This is a genomic window from Pseudothermotoga sp. U03pept (assembly GCF_051235805.1).
GTDB lineage: Bacteria > Thermotogota > Thermotogae > Thermotogales > DSM-5069 > Pseudothermotoga_B.
Genome location: NZ_JBPNXV010000001.1, coordinates 659688 through 677366, shown reverse-complemented (window position 1 = coordinate 677366; position 17679 = coordinate 659688). Strand labels below are relative to the sequence as shown.

Here is a 17679-nt window from a genome sequence, read left to right as displayed (position 1 = left end):
AACTCACCCGTTTTGAACCCTAGCTATTCATATATCAGAGGTTGTTCCCAACTATGCTGCATAAAATCTTATGCAAATCATCTAGTTTAAGCCATATTAAATCATTCTTTTCCTCAATGTGCCCCAGAACCAGTGTCACTGGGTCTTCTCGTCTTTCTCCTTTAAAGTTTTTAACCTCGTTGTTTTCCCAGATATTTCCTTGAAAGTTAAAATTCAAGCCTTTGGCCTGTCTCTTTAAGTCATCAATTCGCTTGTCGACTTTATCCTGATCTGCCAAATTATGGTTTAGTGCTTTTACTATAGTCTCAGATTTGACTATGCATAAGTGTTCTAGATTGCAGCTCCCTTTAATGTATAACCTGATCCTTCCATCATTCTTTGGTACAAATGTTGTACTCTTGTCAAACAACTGGTTAAATTCTTCTATTGATCTTATACTACGATTGACTTTCAGGTACTCTTCCAGTGCCCAAGCGTTGCCTACAAAATACTTTATTTTCCTAATGGGCATAGTAAATAATTTGCTTGGGTAAAGAGGTTTTTCAGATGAACTTGGCCAACTGCGACAACTGGTTTCTTCTATTTCCGCTAAAATACATATACCCTCTGCGAACCTTATTATAATGTATATATCATATTTATCATAATTTTTTTCAGCGCTCATTCCCTTAGCCTTTAGTAACTCGATTATTTTCCTTTCCTGCTCTTCCCCACGTTCATAGCTATCACGAACCATAGGTTTTCACCTTCTTTTCTACCAGTCCCACCCTTGAAGCAGGATCCCTATTTTTATTCTATCGTATCTTACGCTCCGGAGATAGCGTCCCAACGACTTTCTTAGGGATAAACTGTCCACATCCAAAAATAGCCATTCTTCGTGTTCTCTTCGTTCAGTGGAGTGGCGAACGCCGTTCATTTCTCATCCCTTGAGTGGCGGTAAATAGAATCACGCTGAAAAGGAATCTCTTCCCTTGTGTTCTCACCATTAAGGATTTGTTTAGTATAATTTCATTCTTGAAATTCACTTTTCCAAAAATCTCACTTATCACTTTTCTTATAATCCTATTACCATCATAATCGCATCTTTACTTTTTCATTTTTCGTTCAACGATTCTTTTCCTAGTCTTAATCTACCGTCCCCAAAATTCATTACTACTGTTGGAACTACTAGGTCCCACATACCTGATTGCATTATTGTGTCAGTCGAAGCATGTCCCTATTAAAACGATATCGGAATATATTGATGAGGATTCATAATCGTGGTTTCTGAAAACTCCTCTTCTTCTGGTATTCGGGAGTTTGGAAACTGTTGTCGTTTAACTCCACTAAACTTCCTTCGCTATCCATTCGAGTGCTGTTAAATAAAAGTACTGAAGAATTCCAGAAACCGTATTATCCTCTAAGAAAGGAAACAACTCCTCGATAACCTTTCACAACGAGGGATCAACTATGCGAAATTGAATTTTTGCTTGGAGGATGAGAGGGTATATTCAATACTAAGTGTTTGTCGATTTCTAAACATTGTATGTATCGTTCTTAACAATTCGTGCACTACTGCCGTTATCGCCTTCTTGTACGGTAATCCTTGCGACCTTTTTCGTTCATAGTACTCTCTGAACTACGTTGACCGACATTAGCCAAACTGTTCGTCTCAAATCTATGTGGTGATCACGAAAACATGCTAACAGTCGACTCGATCCAGGGAAATGTTTTCATGGATCGGGCTTTGAAACTCTCGTATTCTTCGTTTTCGTGGTTTTTCCGATGTGTCTATGCACTCAGTCCACGAGTCCTGCGAGTGTGGTTTGGCAAAGAACGTATGGATGACGCACGATTCACTGGACAGACGAGCGAAGGAAGATACATCATAAAAACAGATCGCTACGGTGAAACAGGAGCGTACTTGAATCAGTGACGTAACAGTGGCTCGATAAAGCAACAAAACCTCAAAGAGATAAGGAATGTTCCTTACCCCTTTTTGTACAAACTTTATTCACGTTGACAGCATCAATTTTGTGAGTTAGTAAGTGAAAGTCAGAAATGTTTATTGTGAGCAGAAGTTTATTCTATGAACATCAACATCTGCTTTGCACTATAAATCAGCATTCTTAGATCGTCATACGATTCGTCTGGCGCGGCGCAAATTATCATGTAGAAACCTCTGTTGGGCACCTCGAAAATTGTGAACTCAACGCGTACAGCTGTGCCTTCTTGCACAGACGAAGTTTCAAGAGTCGTTGCGCTGTATTTTTGAAAGTCTCTTTCGTCTGTCGATAGAATCTTAAAGCCAGATTTCTCCAAGTTCTTTGCGATTTCCTGTACCAGTGTCGCTAATTCCAATCCTTTGACTGGCTCACTCAGTTTCATGATGTTCACAAACAGATTCAACTTCTCATTGATCACACTGAGACTTTGGTCTGTCTCGTCGTAGACCGCTTCGAAACCTTCCAAGGTTGCATAGACATACTCATTGTTTGGATCTAAGAAATACTCCGTTGCGAGTGCAAAACAACTCAAAAGAACTATCGAAAGAAAGATTATCTTTTTCGTAAGATTCACCTCCTGGCTATCGAGATCGATCTGGGTGTTCCGCTTTCTTCAACGGTGCCGTAAACGATCTTCTTGACGACCAAACCATCTGATGAATCGTTGTAAACAACATACCACGGATAAAGCGTACCTGAGTAATAATCGCGGCTGTCTTCTATCGACAAGATCACCGTAGCCATCACACCACCTTTGGAAGCTATGTAGTTGGACAGTTCAGGATACCGCAGATAGTAGTCTATGAGGTTGGCACCGTAAAACTCAAACTGCAATCTTATAGTCTTTCCTTCGATACCTCCATAAACATTGATAATACCTGCAGGTGTCTGCATCTTACCTATGACTGTCGTAAAATCAATGTGATCGAGTGTCATAGTACCGTTGAACCTACCAGCGCTGTCGTTTACAGTCCAAGTTCCAGAAAGATTGACTTGGGTCTGCTCTGCGATCTTTTTTGCAGTTTCGTACAATGTGCTGATCGCATCGTCGTAAGGTCTGATGATCTGGGCGATGTGTTTGTTCTTGTTTACCCTAAGTTCGAGGATGAACTCGGCATACTTCTCAGCCTTGTAACGTTCTTCCATGGCTTGCATGAGAAGCTTGTTGACCTCTGAGTCTGGTAAATTCTTGTACTGTTCAGAAGAGCGTATCACGTAGAAAGCCTTCCTGTTGATCTCTTCATCGTAGGCTGTGTACATATCGTTACCTGCATCACGGCTTTGTTTGTAACTCTGATAAGCTGATTCTTTCAAAGCCCTTTCAAGGATGTCTGCTTTTAAGGCAGAAAAGACTTCTTTAGTGTCACTGATGAAACTGATCCACTTCGGTGTGACCACGTCGAGCAGCCAATTCAGTGGATTGAGCTTCTCTTTGATGAGTTCTTTGAATTTTCTGAATTCATTCACGTTGTTGAAATTAGATGGTACTGGTGTGTTTGCCAGTTCTTCAAATTCGTTGACTTTCTTGGTCATTTCGATCAGCCTCATCAACGTTTTGGTTCCTTTCAAACTGTCCAAGGCTGCTCTGTAGGCTTCGTCTGGCACTGTTCTTACAGTCGCTGAACGCTGTTTGACAACTTCAATTATTTGTTCCTGGCTGATCTTCGCTGCAAAGGACTCTGTGCTGAAGAACAACATCACGGCTGTGAGCAGGGCAAGCACCGAAAGAGTTAACTTTGCTTTCACACACAATCACCCCTGTGAAACCTGCTGCCTTAGGAAATCGTAGGCGGAAAAGCAAGTAGAGTAAATTCATTATATCACAAAACTCTAAACTCTTTTGAAGTTATGCTAAGGTAATGCAGAATCTCTACAAGAGCAATTTGACTCCTCTGAGCAGGGAGGCACTTTGCATTGAGGTTGTCTACTATTGAGATACTTGCTACTGAAGAATCATCTTGACAAAGCCTGCCAAGTCTTACTAAGAACCTTTCTTCGGCAGAAGACCAAATTTGATCATGTCCAGAAACTTGTCTGCGTCTGAAAGTATCTTTTCTGTGTTATTTAGCAGCTCTTCAGGTTTGTCACGGTACTGATTCAGGTACAAGTTACCCAAACCCTCGAAAACCGACATGATGAACTTTAGAGCATCTTCATGACTGATGCCTTCTCTCAAACCAACTGACTTGATCTTCTCATAGAGTATACCCGTTGAACCAAGCAGGTTTGCCTTTATCATGTCAAGTACTGTGCTTTGAAGCCTCAGCGGCAGATTGGTCACTGTGAGCAAGAATCTTGAATAAACTGGATTCTGTGCTGCAAGTGTGATCTTGTTCAAGCTCCACTTTTTCAAAAAGAGAAAAAACTCTTCATCTGCATTCTTGAGGGCAAATTCTTCAAATTTCTCTTTACTCCATTTTAAAACACGTTTGTAAGATTCAATGTAGAGTTTCTCTTTGTTCTTGAAGTAGTGAAACAACAATCCCTTGGCGACCTTGGCTCTTTCTTTGATCTTGTTGGTTGAAGCTGCTTCATAACCTTTTTCTGCAAATTCGATTATGGCAGCCTCCAAAATCTTCTCGACCACTTTGTTCATCGGTTCACCTTCTCACACATAGATATCCTTTTTCGAATAGAAAACAACTGAAAAACAGACCAGTGCGGTGTTTAGTAAGAGGTATATCACCAGAAATGTGAGTTCTATTCTTCCCTCTTTCACTACTCTAATTCCATCTGAGTAGTAGAAGGGCGTTAAATATCTCAAGAAAGAAAAGTTTTCTGCAAGCTTACTTGCCATCGCTATTATATAAAGAACAAAGGTCATGCCGATGCTGAAAGAAAGAGTGTTCTCTTGGCGCTTTGCAAAGACAATAAGGAGAAAGACCAAGTTTGTGACTGTGAGGTGCAGAAGAATCTGCGAAAGCCAGAGCAACCAGAATTTCGCGTAATTGATGGGCGATTGTCTGAAAAACTCCATCATCAAAAGTGATGAGAAACAAACAGCAAGATCAAAGATCAAAATCAGGCTCAGTGCGCTTAAGATCTTCTGCTGAAGAACAGTGATTCTTCTAACTGGTTTTGACAGCAGAAACTCGGCTGTTTTTTCACTCTCCTCTCTTGCAAGTATTCTGCAAGTCAAGAGAACTGCGAAGATGCTTCCAACCAAGGTCACGTAGATGCTCGAAATGGTCGCAAAATAATTGAGAACATTAGAAAAATCGATCTCTTCCAAGCCAAAGATTCTCAAGAAAGCTTTGGGCATGAGCCTGAGCATTCTCGAAAGCAGCTCTGCGTCTCTGGACATAGATGGATAGATCGACATGTACATCAGTTGTACGAGGACAAGTACAACTGTCCAGATGGCTGTTGCCTTTAGATTTCTCTTCATCTCCCATTTGTACACGTTCATCTTTCTTCCTCCCCATACATAGACAAGAATATCTCTTCAACAGATGGATCTTCGATCCAGATGTTCTCAATCTGTATCTGGGAAAGTTTATTCATCAACTCGTTGAAGTCTTTGTTATACCTGAAAGTGATAACTGAACCGTTGATTCTACCTTCCGAGAGCTTCAGTATCTCTTTGAGCCTTTCTGTCTGTCTCGATTGGACTGTTATAATCTTGTAGTTAACCTGTGCAATTTGGTCTACTTTCCCCACTTTCACAACTCTGCCATCCTTGATCATCGCAAATCTGTCACACAGTCTTTGAACTTCGCTCAGAACATGAGAGGAAAAGAAGATCGTTCTGCCCTGTTTTTTTAGTTCTTTGAGTATTGCGAAGAACCTGTTCTGCATGACTGGATCAAGTCCATTTGTTGGTTCATCACAGATGAGCAGCTTTGGTTTGTGCAAAAGGGCTTGAACTATCGCAACCTTTTTCTTGTTTCCAGTTGAAAGTTCGCGAAACTTCTTTTTCATATCCAGCTCGAAGATTTCACAGAGTTCTTTGATGTACCTTTCATCGATCTCGGTGTAAAAACTTGCAGAATACCTTAGTAACTCATCGACAGAGACATCTGGATAGTAATTGACTTCTCCTGGTATGTAACCTACATCTTCTCTTACTCTATCTCCCTCTTTTGTACAGTCTTTTCCAAAGATCTTCGCACTGCCAGAGGTTGGAAAGAGCAGACCGAGTAGTATCCTTATCGTTGTAGTCTTTCCAGCACCGTTAGGACCTATAAAACCAAAGATCTCACCATCTTCAACAGCAAAACTGACGTCGATTATTCCCCTGTGTTTACCATAGTATTTGCTCAGTTTCTCGAGTTCAATGACGGTCATCAAAACACCTCCTTGACCATGTGGTCAAAAGGAGTATATCACAAATTGACCGCATGGTCAACTACTTGGTAAGAGAAAATGGTGCTTGATCTCTACTTTTGCTTTGTCACATTCCAAAGATGAGGATGTGGTTTGTAATCTTACCTGGGTTTCTCTCTATTTGCAGATCCACTCTACGATACTTTATCTGCTTACCAGACACAGTCTTCTCCACTATCTGTGCGTTCAAAGATAGAACCTTTGGATACTGAGGAGTTCCGTTCCAGTACGCTGTATTGATATGTTCAGGCGTTATGTTACTTATATCGTGTTTTAGCTCGTACTTTGACAGGTATCCGTAAACGAAGTTCAAAAGAGAGATCCTTTCACTTTCAAATTCAATCTTGTTGGTTTGATTTAAAGAAGTCGCTGCAGACTCAAATGTGAAAACAAGAAGAATCGATATTATCAACAAACTAAAGATGGTCTCTGTGAGAAAACTACCCTTCATCAATAAACACCTCTGAGTGTTAGTATCAAGATCTCCTCTCTTTTCGCAGGTGTACCAATCGAACCAAAGCCTTCGAGGATCTTAGAATCATATATGTAGTTCTTGTAATAACCGGTCACAATACTTTCACCTCGGAACGTACCAACTGGTCCGCGATAGTTCTGCATCAAAGAACCAAAGATCGTGAGCTGACCTTTGGGCGAACCTGAATTGTAATCTTCAACAAAGAAACGTTCCTCGAAAGCGTAGATGCTCATGGTCAGCTTTAGATTTTGCTCCTTTTCTTTGACTATCACAGACTTTCTTGCAACGATGTTCAAGAAATCTGTACGGTCGGCTTCTTTCATCCGCTGAGCCATCTGTTCTGTTACAACGATATTATCAATACTTTGGTGCGGAAATATATCTCTGAAATCTTCGTAGATCACGTGGTCGTATATTTCAACGTTTTGTTCAGAAAAAAGTGTGTATCTTCCGTCTACATACATTGGCTTGTCATTGTTAGATTTGTTTTGCAAAGCGATCGTCAGGTTTGATTTAAGAACACCGTTGAAATTAACATTCCTTGTCTCATCACCGCCAGAGCCCTGCAGACCCAACCAGTCTCGACTCTTCTCCCCATGAATGATCATATGATACCCATTCCCATCAGGTCGCGGTTTCATGGTAAAGAGCAGATCCTTTCCGTCAGGGCCATTGTGCTCCACATATACCTTCATGAAATGATCGTTCCCCGCTCCTTCAGCACTCTTGAATTCAACTATGAGTTTTTCTGCTGTCAAGGTTCTATTGCCTCGTCGAATTGAGGTCAATTTAAGATTTATGCCGCTTTCTTCTGAACTGTTTATGAAATCTTGTGGACTTTTCACTAAAGCATTCAGATCGGCTGAGTAATTCGTAGCAATCTTGTTCATGTTGTACTCTTCAATGTCCTGCTGTGTCAGTATCTTTGGAGAAAAGGGATCTTCGTAGATCGGATTACCAGTTCCAAGAACACCTTTCACTTCTACCGAAGATTTGAATCTTGGACTTCCACTGATGTTTATGTAGTCATTCGATCTCATCGGACCATCAATTACATCACGACTGATGAAGTATATCGTCTCACCATTCGGTCTTTTTTCACGCTCGGTGAAGTAAGCATACTTGTTGAGAAAGTCAATGGCGATCACTGCTACAGAATATGCCTCGATCTTGCCGTTGACCCCCCTGCTCACCAAAAGTGCAGAGTATGGATTGCCAGAAACTTGATACGATGCACTCACAGGGACAACAACAGAAGAACCTGAAAGTGTAAAGGTGCGCAGATCTTGATTGAACTCGCTTATGGATGAAAGATCAAAGTACTTATTTTCGTTGAGGCGTTGGAAAAATCCTTCCCAGAAACCACCGTCTGACTGTGAAAATAAAAACTCTTTGAAACTGTTCCACCAAGTGGCATTTGTCGCTATATTTTCGTTTCTCCAAGAGAGCGTTATCCCACGAAGACCACTCATGTACGGCTTTAAGTAAGGAAACGAAAGCTGCAAGATGTTTTGAGAAACAAGGTATGCCTCGTTTCTGCTCAATTCAACCGCATTCGTTCTGACATAGGCTGCGACATTTGTAAAAAGCGCGACAGAGAGAATCGAGGCTACAGCAACTATGATCAATGTATAAACCAAAATATATGCCTTTCTCATATCACATCACCTTACATTCGAAAGGACCACCGACGAGGTGATCTTGTAATCACGATTTGCTGTCCTTTTTACCAGAGTGTAGCGAATGATACGATTATCCAAGCTGCTGAACTGACAATCTGTGAGCTGACCAAGTTCCACAGTCTTGGTGTAAGATGAATCGAAGTTGCGTATCTGAACATAAAGCCTACCGTTTGAAAAAATCACACTGTAAATGAGTCTTGTTGAAGAACCGTAGGTTCCATACTGTGACTGTGAAAATGGTACAAATGCCGTAAAGGTAAGAGAATTGTTTTGAACATCAATTCCAGCTGCCGTTGGTCCAGCCTTCAAAAGTTCTCGCCGCAAAGCAGAACTGATCCTTGCAAGCTCATCGTAAGCGTTAATTCTGTTGAGCACTATCTCAGAGTTTCTCATATTCTGACTGAGCAACAGAACACAGATACCTGTCACGATAAACAAAAGTATCATCGAGATGGTTAATTCAACAAAGGTAAAACCACGCATATTCAGCCCCCTTCTAATTATACATCGGAAATCATACGAGATTATTTACGTATGAAAGTTTTATTCACTTGGTTAAAGATCTCGGCAGAGCATACTTCAGTATACCCGAGCATACTGGCGCATAACTGAGCATAATCCCAGCTGAGTCTCTCTTTTAAGAAAAGATCGGTTTTGGTGAGCTTTCAGTACTCAGTTTTGGCTGATGACTTTTCTTAGATCGGTTGGTATACTACCAAAGGAGTCTTGAAAGGATTTTGGAGGTGAAGTTCATGAAAAGAAGAGTTATCATCATGGGTGCAGCAGGTAGAGACTTTCACAACTTCAACACCTACTTTAGAGACAACGAAGATTACGAAGTCGTAGCATTCACAGCCACACAGATACCGGATATTGAAGGCAGAGTTTACCCACCAGAACTCGCTGGAAAACTTTATCCAAAGGGTATACCAATTGAACCTGAGTCTAAGCTCGTCGAGTTGATAAAAGAATTCGATGTCGACGAAGTCATTTTGTCTTACAGCGACCTACCCCATCAGTATGTGATGGAAAAAGCAGCAATCGTCACCTCAGCCGGTGCAGATTTCAAGCTCATGGGACCAAAACACACAATGGTGAAATCTACAAAACCTGTTGTTGCAGTTTGCGCAGTCAGGACTGGCTGCGGAAAGAGCCAGACCACAAGACGTGTTTTGGACATTTTACGCTCGAAGGGTCTCAAAGTGGTCTCGATCAGACACCCAATGCCATATGGAAATCTCGTTGAGCAAAAGGTACAGAGATTTGCCAATTACGAAGATCTGGACAAATACAGATGCACGATAGAGGAAAGAGAGGAATATGAACCACACATCGACAGGAAATCTGTGATCTATGCCGGCGTTGACTATGAAGCGATTCTCAGAAGTGCAGAATCAGAAAACCCAGATGTAATTCTTTGGGACGGAGGAAACAACGACTTTCCATTTTACAAACCAGATCTGTTGATAGTGGTTGCAGACCCACACAGACCAGGGCACGAAGTGACATACTATCCTGGAATGACCAACCTACTCATGGCAGACGTCGTAGTGATAAACAAGGAAGAAACCGCTTCACCGGAAGGCATAGAAACTGTTCGAAGAAACGTTGAAAAATGGAATCCAAGGGCGATAGTTATAGACGCTTCTTCTCCGATATTCGTAGAAGACTATTCGAAGATCAAGGGAAAGAAGGTACTAGTCGTCGAGGATGGTCCCACACTAACACATGGTGAAATGAGATATGGAGCAGGCTTCGTAGCAGCGAAAAAATTCGGAGCATCACAAATTATAGATCCAAGACCCTTTGCCGTTGGTTCAATAATCGAAACCTACAAAAAATACAACCACCTTGATCTGATCCTGCCTGCCATGGGTTATGGAGAGAAACAGATCAAAGAACTCGAAAAAACTATTAATTCTTCAGACGCAGAGCTTGTCATCATAGGTACACCAATCGATTTAAGAAGAGTTATGAGATTAAACAAAGATGCAGTGAGAGTAAAATACGAGTTGCAAGAAATTGGAAAACCCGATCTTGAGGACGTACTGAACAATTTTGTCAGTAAAGCCAAACTTAATGTGGCAAAGTGAATCACTTTTCATTTTGTTTGAACCACTTTGAGACGTACGCTGTCTATAAGTATGGAAAGAAAATTAGACAAAATTCGTCGTAGTATGGTGTTAACAGAAACGTTGTTACATAGGAACTCAAACTGATAGCATTTGTAACTTGAAGCCATTACAATTTAGTTGGAAAGTGAAGAGAAACCCCCCTATCCCCCTTGAGATACACCCCCCACGGCTTTTGCGGGCTTTAGAGCCCGCGTTTTTTTTGCAATTCTCCATATAAGGGGCCTGCTGTTATCTTAGAGATCTTGACTTGCACTGTTTCTCCCAAGGAGATCTGTGAGCCTCGAAAAACGATGATTTTGTTTCTGATATCTCTGCCGTAGTAAAGACCGTCCTTTGTGATACCTTCTACGATTACCTCGACTGAGGCACCAAGGTACTTAGAATTCAACTCTTTGTTTATTTCCTTTTGAAGCTCCAGCAATTCATTCAATCTCTTAATCTTTTCACTTCTGCTCACATCATCTTTGAAGTACTTACTCGCAACGGTACCCTCTCTGGGAGAGTAGATGGCAAGATTGAGTCTTTCGAACTTCACCCTCTTGACAAGATCAACGGTCTGAAGATGATCTTCCTCAGTCTCGGTTGGAAAGCCAACTATGATATCGCTGCTTATAGAAACTCCTTCGACTCTGCTGCGAATTCTCTCAACGAGTGACAGATAATAATCTCGTGCATAACGTCGGTTCATCAAACGTAAGATGCGATCACTGCCTGACTGAACTGGTATGTGGAATGACTTTGCAGCCTTTGGGTTATTCGCAACAACCTCTATGAGTTCATCGGTGATGTCTGTAGGATAGGAAGTGAGAAACCAGATTCGCTCTATATTCTGAAATTGACTGGCTTTCTCGATGAGTTTTGCCAAGCTAATGTTGTTTTTCAAATCCTTTCCGTAGGCGTCTACGTTCTGACCAAGAAAGGTTATTTCTTTGACACCCATTTCAACTAATCTTGCAATCTCTGAAAGCACGTCGTCCATCGGCCTACTCTTCTCGCGACCTCTTGTGTATGGTACAACACAATAGGTACAAAACCTGTTACACCCATGGATGATCGTCACCCAGGCATGATGTCCTGAAGTTCTCAGCCTTGGAGTGGACGAACCAACTGAGCAAATTGTGTCTTCTAAGTATACTACCTTCTCTCCATCGATTGCTCTTTTCAGGACATTGGCTATTTCACTTACAGATCTTGAACCGATGACAAAATCAGCTCCACTTTCTATAAGCCTTTGTCCTTCGAGATTTGATCCACAGCCAGCTATTCCAATTAATTTCAGTTTTCCCTGCCTCTTTAGCTTAAGCAACTGCCCTAAAGTGGAATGATACTTGTCCTGTGACTTCTGTCTCACGACACAGGTATTCAAGATAACAACATCTGCACCTTCAAGTGAACTAACTAATTCATAGCCATTTTGTTGCAAGATGCCAGACATTATTTCGGTGTCGCTCACGTTCATCTGGCAACCGTAGGTCTTGAAGAAAACCTTCATAAGAAAAAAGGGGCTTTCGGCCCCCTTCTCATTCCTCCTCCTCAAGTTCACCTTCTTCAAATAGATCGGACAGGTCTAAGGAGTCTTCTTCCTTTACGGTGGATTGCTCTTCAGGCTTCTCAACAGGTTGTTCAACAGATTCTTCAGCGAAGGAAACACCTTCTTTTCCTTCAAGGTAAGCTTCAGCAATCTTGGATGTAATGAGCTTTATTGATCTGATCGCATCATCATTGGCAGGAATTACATAATCTACCGGTTCTGGATCACAGTTCGTGTCGACTATACCTATTACAGGTATACCAAGGGCATTTGCCTCTTCGACAGCTATTCTTTCCTTTCTGGGATCGATGACATAGATTATGTCTACCGGCCTGTCCATGCCTTTCAGACCGCCAAGGTTCTTTCTGAGTTTTTCAAGAACCTTTCTGAGCCTGCTCTGTTCCTTCTTTGGAAGCTTGGCAAGCTCACCGCTTTCTTCCATCTGTTCAAGTTCGATGAGCCTGTCGATTCTGGGCTTGATCGTCTTGAAGTTAGTCAGAAGTCCGCCAAGCCATCTGTTGTTCACGTAGAAACAACCACATCTTTCGGCTTCTTCCTTGACGACGTGTTGTGCTTGCTTCTTGGTACCAACGAGGATCATTGTTGCACCTTCGCTGGCTTTCGTACGAACGAATTCACAAGCTTCTTCGACCAACTTCAACGTTTTCTGTAGATCGATGATGTAGATACCCTTTCGTGCTCCGTAGATGTAGGGACCCATCTTTGGATTCCACCTTCTGGTCCGATGACCAAAGTGTACTCCAGCCTCGAGTAGCTGTTTCATGGTTATAACTGGCATCAAAACACCTCCTGATTTGGTTTAGTCTTCCGTTCTCGTCATCTCCTTCACCGACCCATCTTGGGCACCGAGGCTCTGGATCAGAGAACGTGCTTTTTGCAAAGCGTCTATATTATACTCTCAATTGTTAAGTTATGTGTCAAAACAGTGTAAAGATAGAAATCTGATATCATCTACCCAGGAGGTGAACTTCTGCTCTTAATAGGCATAGGTGGTGGAACAGGTTCGGGCAAGACTACTGTGGCACGCAGAATCATTCAAAAAGTTGGAAATGAAAGGTGTGCACTTCTGCCAATGGACAACTACTACAAAGACATGAGCCACCTCCCCTTAGAAGAGAGAAAAAAGGTCAACTACGATCATCCAGATGTGATCGAATACGATCTTCTGAGAGAACACCTCCAACTTTTGATCGATGGCAAGTCTGCTGAGATACCAACCTATGATTTCGTCAGTTATGTTCGCAAAGAGGAAATCATTCATTTTCCACCCAAGGATGTGATCATCGTAGAAGGCATCTTTGCTCTTTACTACGACGAGATTTATAGATTATACGGCTTGTCGATCTACGTAGATGCAGAGAGTGATATTAGATTCATCAGAAGATTGCACAGAGATGTTCGAGAAAGAGGAAGGACAATGGAATCTGTGATAGAGCAATATCTGCAAACTGTGAAGCCGATGCACGATGCCTACGTGGAACCAACAAAGAGGAGGGCAGACATAATAGTCCCAAAAGGCGGTCACAACGATAAAGCGATAGAGGTCGTCGTGAATTACATATTCAAGAAACTGGAGTGACTCTGATGAGAAAAGCTGCCTCGAGCTTTCTGCTATTTCTTTCTGCAATCATCATAGCTCGTGGTTTCAATTTGATAAGTACAGAGTTTGTCGACATCGCATATGAAGATGGATTAGACAAACACGCCTTGATACTTTTCATCGAAGCTGACAACATATATAAAAGAATCAGCAGCGAATTTGGTTTTCAATTGACGAAAAAGCCAATAGTCTATTTGCTCAACAAAACAGATATCGCCAACGGTTATGCAAACCCCGTCAACAACGTTATAGTCATATATCCAAACGAGATCGATCCTTACGTCTTCACTCCCAACTATGGAAACTGGGTGAGCTTTTGCTTCGCTCATGAATTGACACACCTATTTCTCGCGAACGCCTTTGCACCAGCTCTGTCTTACCTATCTATCTTTGGTCATGCGGTTCCGGCAGCAATTCAATCCGTTCTCACTCCCATGTACCTTCACGAAGGAGTGGCTATTTATTACGAAACTCAAATCTCTGGAGCAGGTAGAGGGAAAGATAGGCTCTTTGAAGAGTTTTTAGCAGCGGGCAAAAACAGTGATGTTGGTCTAAGGTATGCTTCTTCGTTGAACAGTCGAAGATGGCTTGCAGGAGGCACCGCCTATGTGCAGGGATACTCTTTTCTGAAATACACAGAGCAAAAACACGGTCACGAGAAAATCATGGGGTTGATTAAGCATTTCACACAAAATCCACTGGGTGGTTTCTATCAAGCTGTGAAGAAAACTCAACTGACAGAAGATCTCAAAAACTGGCTTGATGAAGAAACACCTGGCACTGAAGGAGAAAAGATCTCTCCAACGCTTCTTTCTGCCAGTAAGTTAGATTTGAACGCTTGGAGAGTCTATTACATCTCAAGGCAGTACAACGGAGAAGAGGCAATCTATTATTATGACAGTTTCACCGGAGAAAATATCAAGTTGATCGAGGCAGATAACATCATCACCTTTGCAGTGAGCGATCGCAGGCAGGTTGCAATCGCAAGGTATACAGACAATGGCTATGGAGCGATCTCGCGACTGTATCTGTACGACGGTACTGTGAAAGATCTTGATATCGACAAAGTAGTAGATCTTGCCTGGAAAAACAACTATGAAATCGTCATGATCAGGCAGACAAATAGCGGCGAGAGATTCATAGATCTCTACAACGTAGTCGAAGGAAAACAAAGAAGAATCTTTGGACCAGACAAAGAGATAGTTCCCTTGCAGATAACGGCTTCAAAAGATAAGATAGTCTTCAGTGCTAAATATGAAGGTCAGATAGATCTTTTCATGATTCGCGATGAATCGATAGTTCGACTGACAAATGATAGTGCTGTAAAACTGTCACCAAAACTTCTCTCAGGAGAACTGTACTTTTGTGCAGATTATGCTGGTCAGTTCAACACATATATGCTCGATCTGAACTTGAGAACTATCAAGGAAGTTCATGTGAACGGTTCTATAAGTGTTCTGGCGTTTCAAGACTGGATTTACACCTTTAAGGTCGTTCCGGGTGGCTTCTCACTCTTCAAGGAAAAACCCTTGACCATGGCTCAGTCAAAGGTTACTTTTTCTGAGGCCGTGCCATTGCAAGGTGATATCACAAGGTTAAGCCATGCAACAAAGCATCATGACTTGATGAAATTGAGATTCGTCTTACCATTCCCTTACATATCGTTTGATGAAAAGAAGATTGACGTTGGCATAGGAGCCGTAGCAGGTCTATGGAACGATCTTATGAATAACTACGCCGTTCTGGGAGTAGCTTGGTCTAAGGCGGGTTGGATGGCAAAGGGCTTGTTCAACTCACAAGAGAATGCCTTTCTCTCACTTCAGTTTGATCTGAAAGATGAGTTCTTGACTCTTTCAACACAAATCGATATACCTTTTTATTTGAACAGAGGGCTTAAAGACGAAAGAATTGATCTTTTGTCGGCGATCAGCATAAACCAGGATTTAGTCTTAACTCCACAGGTAGGAATCATCTATAGAGTTGGCTCCGTTGGGGGAAGAAACCATCAAGTCAGTTTCCCAGATTTCGCTTTACGGTGCGATTTGATACCAACCTTTGAGGTTGGTATAGCAAAGGCATTTCTCTTGAGAGATTGGGTCTTTCAAATCTTTGGTACAATAAGTAGCGAAAACATCTGGTATGGTGCCAAAGCCATAATTTCTGGACCTTCTCTGAATATAGGTGGATTAGATGGTTTCTGGGCAATCGATAGCATTAATTTCTCCACAGGGTTTTCGTCGATGATTTTTGACATTGAAAGGACATTGGATATCTGGTTCAAAACGACAATCAATGCTCATTTGATCTATCAAGTACCAGTACCTATCTCGATAACAGTTGGTGTTAGAAAACAAGGTGGGTACATAAAGGTCACCATAGAAGACATTGTCAGCACATTCTTAGGAAATTGGAACAATGGAAATTTCAACAAATGGTATAATTTGTGAAAAAGGAGTGATGGTATGAAGATAGCGATGGTCGCATATGAGGTCTATCCATTTGCCAAAGTAGGTGGACTCGCAGATGTTGTGGGTGCGCTTCCCAAGGTCATAGAAAAACAAGGAGCGAAAGTTACTCTTTTTATGCCTTTTCACAGAGTGGTGCAGAAAAACTGCTCAAAACTTGGTTTGACAGTCGAAAGTGTAGCAAAGTCCATACCAGTGCCCAGCCTTCAGACTTTAGAGAAGTTCGACCTGTACAAGAGTCATTTGCCAGGTTCCAACACCACGGTATACTTCGTGGCTAATGAATACTATTTCTCAGCAGAGAATGTCTACGAAGGACCAGATTTGGCTGAACAGGCGATATTTTTCTCTAATGCCTCCTTAGAGGCGATGAAGTATCTCTCAGAAACATTCGATCTGGTTCATGCCCACGACTGGCAAACCGCATTGGTACCAGTTTATCTTAGAACCTTGTACAGAACAGACCCATTCTTTTCTAAGACTGCAACGGTTTTCACAATACACAATCTTGGATATCAAGGCATCTTCAGCCCTCAGTACATAAAGTTCGCTGGACTGCCCTCGTATCTCTTTAACATCGATGGACTCGAATTTTATGGACAGATGAACTTGTTAAAAGGTGGTATCCTTTTCAGCGACGTCGTCACCACGGTCAGTCCTACTTATGCTCAGGAGATACAGACCGAGCAGTTTGGTGAAAAGCTTGATGGCGTGTTGAGATTGAAGGCAGAAGACCTCTATGGAATACTCAACGGCATTGATTATTCAGAATACGATCCAGCAACTGACAAAAGAATCTTTGCAAATTACGATATCGAACACATCGAAAATAAAAAGGTGAACAAGAGAGAATTGCAAAAACAGTTGGGTTTGCAATTGAGAGAAGAAGCAGCACTCATAGGGATGATTAACAGGCTTGTGGACCAGAAAGGGCTCGATTTGGTTGAGAAAGTTGCCGATCTGATGATGATGTTTGATGTGCAGTTCGTTGTGCTTGGGACAGGCGACAAGAAATACGAAGAGTTCTTTATGAGATTGAAAGAGAAATACCCAGACAGAGTTTCGAGCAACATAAAGTTTGACATCGATCTTGCACAGAAAATCTATGCTGCCAGTGATATGTTTCTGATGCCATCGAGGTATGAACCCTGCGGTCTGGGGCAGATGTACAGTTTGAGATACGGTACAATACCCATAGTTCGTTACACTGGAGGTCTTGCTGACAGTGTTAGAGAGTATGATCCAAAGACAAGAGAGGGTAATGGTTTTGGATTCCGCGAGTACGACACAGCACATCTTTTGGAATCCATAGCAAAAGCTGTGTACTTTTACAAGCACGAAAAGGCTCATTGGGTGCAGATAGTGAAGAATGCCATGAGTAGCGATGTGTCTTGGGAAAGATCGGCAAAGCAGTACATGAGAGTCTACCAAGAGGCTCTGAAAAAGAGAAAGTTCTAAG

16 protein-coding genes are annotated in these 17679 nt (G+C 41.9%); 5 read left to right on the top strand and 11 right to left on the bottom strand.

Annotation, left to right across the window (positions count from 1 at the left end):
- Positions 1–34: 34 nt before the first annotated feature.
- Positions 35–736: a hypothetical protein gene (locus ACSFC1_RS03365; RefSeq protein WP_435564712.1), complete on the bottom strand. Its 702-nt coding sequence runs from the start codon at positions 734–736 to the stop codon at positions 35–37.
- 978 nt (positions 737–1714) lie between these two features.
- On the opposite strand from ACSFC1_RS03365, the gene ACSFC1_RS03360 reads away from it, so the two are divergent.
- On the top strand, positions 1715–1915 hold the full coding sequence (locus tag ACSFC1_RS03360; protein ID WP_435564711.1) for a hypothetical protein: 201 nt from the start codon (positions 1715–1717) through the stop codon (positions 1913–1915).
- 146 nt (positions 1916–2061) lie between these two features.
- Here ACSFC1_RS03360 and ACSFC1_RS03355 read toward each other — a convergent pair whose 3' ends face one another.
- The 8 genes from ACSFC1_RS03355 to ACSFC1_RS03320 all read right to left on the bottom strand — a co-directional run bounded on the left by ACSFC1_RS03355 (position 2062) and on the right by ACSFC1_RS03320 (position 8951).
- Positions 2062–2559, bottom strand: coding sequence for a hypothetical protein (locus ACSFC1_RS03355; protein WP_435564710.1), 498 nt, complete (start codon positions 2557–2559; stop codon positions 2062–2064).
- Positions 2556–3731 (bottom strand): hypothetical protein, encoded by a 1176-nt coding sequence (locus ACSFC1_RS03350; RefSeq protein ID WP_435564709.1) that lies wholly within the window; start codon positions 3729–3731, stop codon positions 2556–2558. Before ACSFC1_RS03350 ends, ACSFC1_RS03355 begins: the two co-directional genes overlap by 4 nt.
- 235 nt (positions 3732–3966) lie before the next feature.
- Positions 3967–4581, bottom strand: coding sequence for a TetR/AcrR family transcriptional regulator (locus tag ACSFC1_RS03345; protein WP_435564708.1), 615 nt, complete (start codon positions 4579–4581; stop codon positions 3967–3969).
- 12 nt (positions 4582–4593) lie between these two features.
- Positions 4594–5394 carry an ABC transporter permease subunit gene (locus ACSFC1_RS03340; protein WP_435564707.1) on the bottom strand — a complete coding sequence of 267 codons (801 nt, stop codon included), beginning with the start codon at positions 5392–5394 and terminating at the stop codon, positions 4594–4596.
- On the bottom strand, positions 5391–6272 hold the full coding sequence (locus tag ACSFC1_RS03335) for an ABC transporter ATP-binding protein (protein ID WP_435564706.1): 882 nt from the start codon (positions 6270–6272) through the stop codon (positions 5391–5393). The genes ACSFC1_RS03340 and ACSFC1_RS03335 overlap by 4 nt, the downstream gene beginning before the upstream one ends.
- 106 nt (positions 6273–6378) lie before the next feature.
- Entirely contained in the window at positions 6379–6762 is a 384-nt protein-coding gene (locus tag ACSFC1_RS03330) for a hypothetical protein (protein WP_435564705.1), read from the bottom strand.
- On the bottom strand, positions 6762–8444 hold the full coding sequence (locus ACSFC1_RS03325; protein WP_435564704.1) for a hypothetical protein: 1683 nt from the start codon (positions 8442–8444) through the stop codon (positions 6762–6764). Before ACSFC1_RS03325 ends, ACSFC1_RS03330 begins: the two co-directional genes overlap by 1 nt.
- 6 nt (positions 8445–8450) lie before the next feature.
- The gene (locus ACSFC1_RS03320; RefSeq protein WP_435564703.1) at positions 8451–8951 is read right to left on the bottom strand and encodes a PulJ/GspJ family protein; all 501 of its coding nucleotides are present in this window, start codon (positions 8949–8951) and stop codon (positions 8451–8453) included.
- A 269-nt stretch (positions 8952–9220) separates the two neighbouring features.
- Between ACSFC1_RS03320 and ACSFC1_RS03315 the strand changes: the two genes are divergently transcribed.
- Complete coding sequence (locus tag ACSFC1_RS03315; RefSeq protein ID WP_435564702.1) at positions 9221–10561, top strand: cyclic 2,3-diphosphoglycerate synthase; 1341 nt, start codon at positions 9221–9223, stop codon at positions 10559–10561.
- Between the two features lie 223 nt (positions 10562–10784).
- Here the strand turns inward: ACSFC1_RS03315 and miaB are convergent, their stop codons facing one another.
- Together miaB and rpsB are read right to left on the bottom strand one after the other, a co-directional pair.
- Positions 10785–12095: a tRNA (N6-isopentenyl adenosine(37)-C2)-methylthiotransferase MiaB gene (gene miaB, locus ACSFC1_RS03310; protein WP_435564701.1), complete on the bottom strand. Its 1311-nt coding sequence runs from the start codon at positions 12093–12095 to the stop codon at positions 10785–10787.
- A 28-nt stretch (positions 12096–12123) separates the two neighbouring features.
- Positions 12124–12933 (bottom strand): 30S ribosomal protein S2, encoded by an 810-nt coding sequence (gene rpsB / locus ACSFC1_RS03305; protein ID WP_435564700.1) that lies wholly within the window; start codon positions 12931–12933, stop codon positions 12124–12126.
- A 168-nt stretch (positions 12934–13101) separates the two neighbouring features.
- Between rpsB and udk the strand changes: the two genes are divergently transcribed.
- The 3 genes from udk to ACSFC1_RS03290 are packed head-to-tail and all read left to right on the top strand — an operon-like array spanning position 13102 to position 17678.
- The gene (gene udk / locus ACSFC1_RS03300; RefSeq protein WP_435565973.1) at positions 13102–13734 is read left to right on the top strand and encodes a uridine kinase; all 633 of its coding nucleotides are present in this window, start codon (positions 13102–13104) and stop codon (positions 13732–13734) included.
- 5 nt (positions 13735–13739) lie between these two features.
- Entirely contained in the window at positions 13740–16202 is a 2463-nt protein-coding gene (locus tag ACSFC1_RS03295; RefSeq protein WP_435564699.1) for a hypothetical protein, read from the top strand.
- A gap of 15 nt (positions 16203–16217) precedes the next feature.
- Positions 16218–17678: a glycogen synthase gene (locus ACSFC1_RS03290; protein ID WP_435564698.1), complete on the top strand. Its 1461-nt coding sequence runs from the start codon at positions 16218–16220 to the stop codon at positions 17676–17678.
- Position 17679: the final 1 nt, after the last annotated feature.

Excerpts from the sequence above, each read along its gene's own strand:
- ACSFC1_RS03365 (WP_435564712.1), bottom strand. The coding sequence starts at position 736 with ATGGTTCGTGATAGCTATGAACGTGGGGAAGAGCAGGAAAGGAAAATA.
- ACSFC1_RS03360 (WP_435564711.1), top strand. The coding sequence starts at position 1,715 with ATGGATCGGGCTTTGAAACTCTCGTATTCTTCGTTTTCGTGGTTTTTC.
- ACSFC1_RS03345 (WP_435564708.1), bottom strand. The coding sequence starts at position 4,581 with ATGAACAAAGTGGTCGAGAAGATTTTGGAGGCTGCCATAATCGAATTT.
- ACSFC1_RS03340 (WP_435564707.1), bottom strand. The coding sequence starts at position 5,394 with ATGAACGTGTACAAATGGGAGATGAAGAGAAATCTAAAGGCAACAGCC.
- ACSFC1_RS03335 (WP_435564706.1), bottom strand. The coding sequence starts at position 6,272 with ATGACCGTCATTGAACTCGAGAAACTGAGCAAATACTATGGTAAACAC.
- ACSFC1_RS03330 (WP_435564705.1), bottom strand. The coding sequence starts at position 6,762 with ATGAAGGGTAGTTTTCTCACAGAGACCATCTTTAGTTTGTTGATAATA.
- ACSFC1_RS03325 (WP_435564704.1), bottom strand. The coding sequence starts at position 8,444 with ATGAGAAAGGCATATATTTTGGTTTATACATTGATCATAGTTGCTGTA.
- ACSFC1_RS03320 (WP_435564703.1), bottom strand. The coding sequence starts at position 8,951 with ATGCGTGGTTTTACCTTTGTTGAATTAACCATCTCGATGATACTTTTG.
- ACSFC1_RS03315 (WP_435564702.1), top strand. The coding sequence starts at position 9,221 with ATGAAAAGAAGAGTTATCATCATGGGTGCAGCAGGTAGAGACTTTCAC.
- miaB (WP_435564701.1), bottom strand. The coding sequence starts at position 12,095 with ATGAAGGTTTTCTTCAAGACCTACGGTTGCCAGATGAACGTGAGCGAC.
- rpsB (WP_435564700.1), bottom strand. The coding sequence starts at position 12,933 with ATGCCAGTTATAACCATGAAACAGCTACTCGAGGCTGGAGTACACTTT.
- ACSFC1_RS03295 (WP_435564699.1), top strand. The coding sequence starts at position 13,740 with ATGAGAAAAGCTGCCTCGAGCTTTCTGCTATTTCTTTCTGCAATCATC.
- ACSFC1_RS03290 (WP_435564698.1), top strand. The coding sequence starts at position 16,218 with ATGAAGATAGCGATGGTCGCATATGAGGTCTATCCATTTGCCAAAGTA.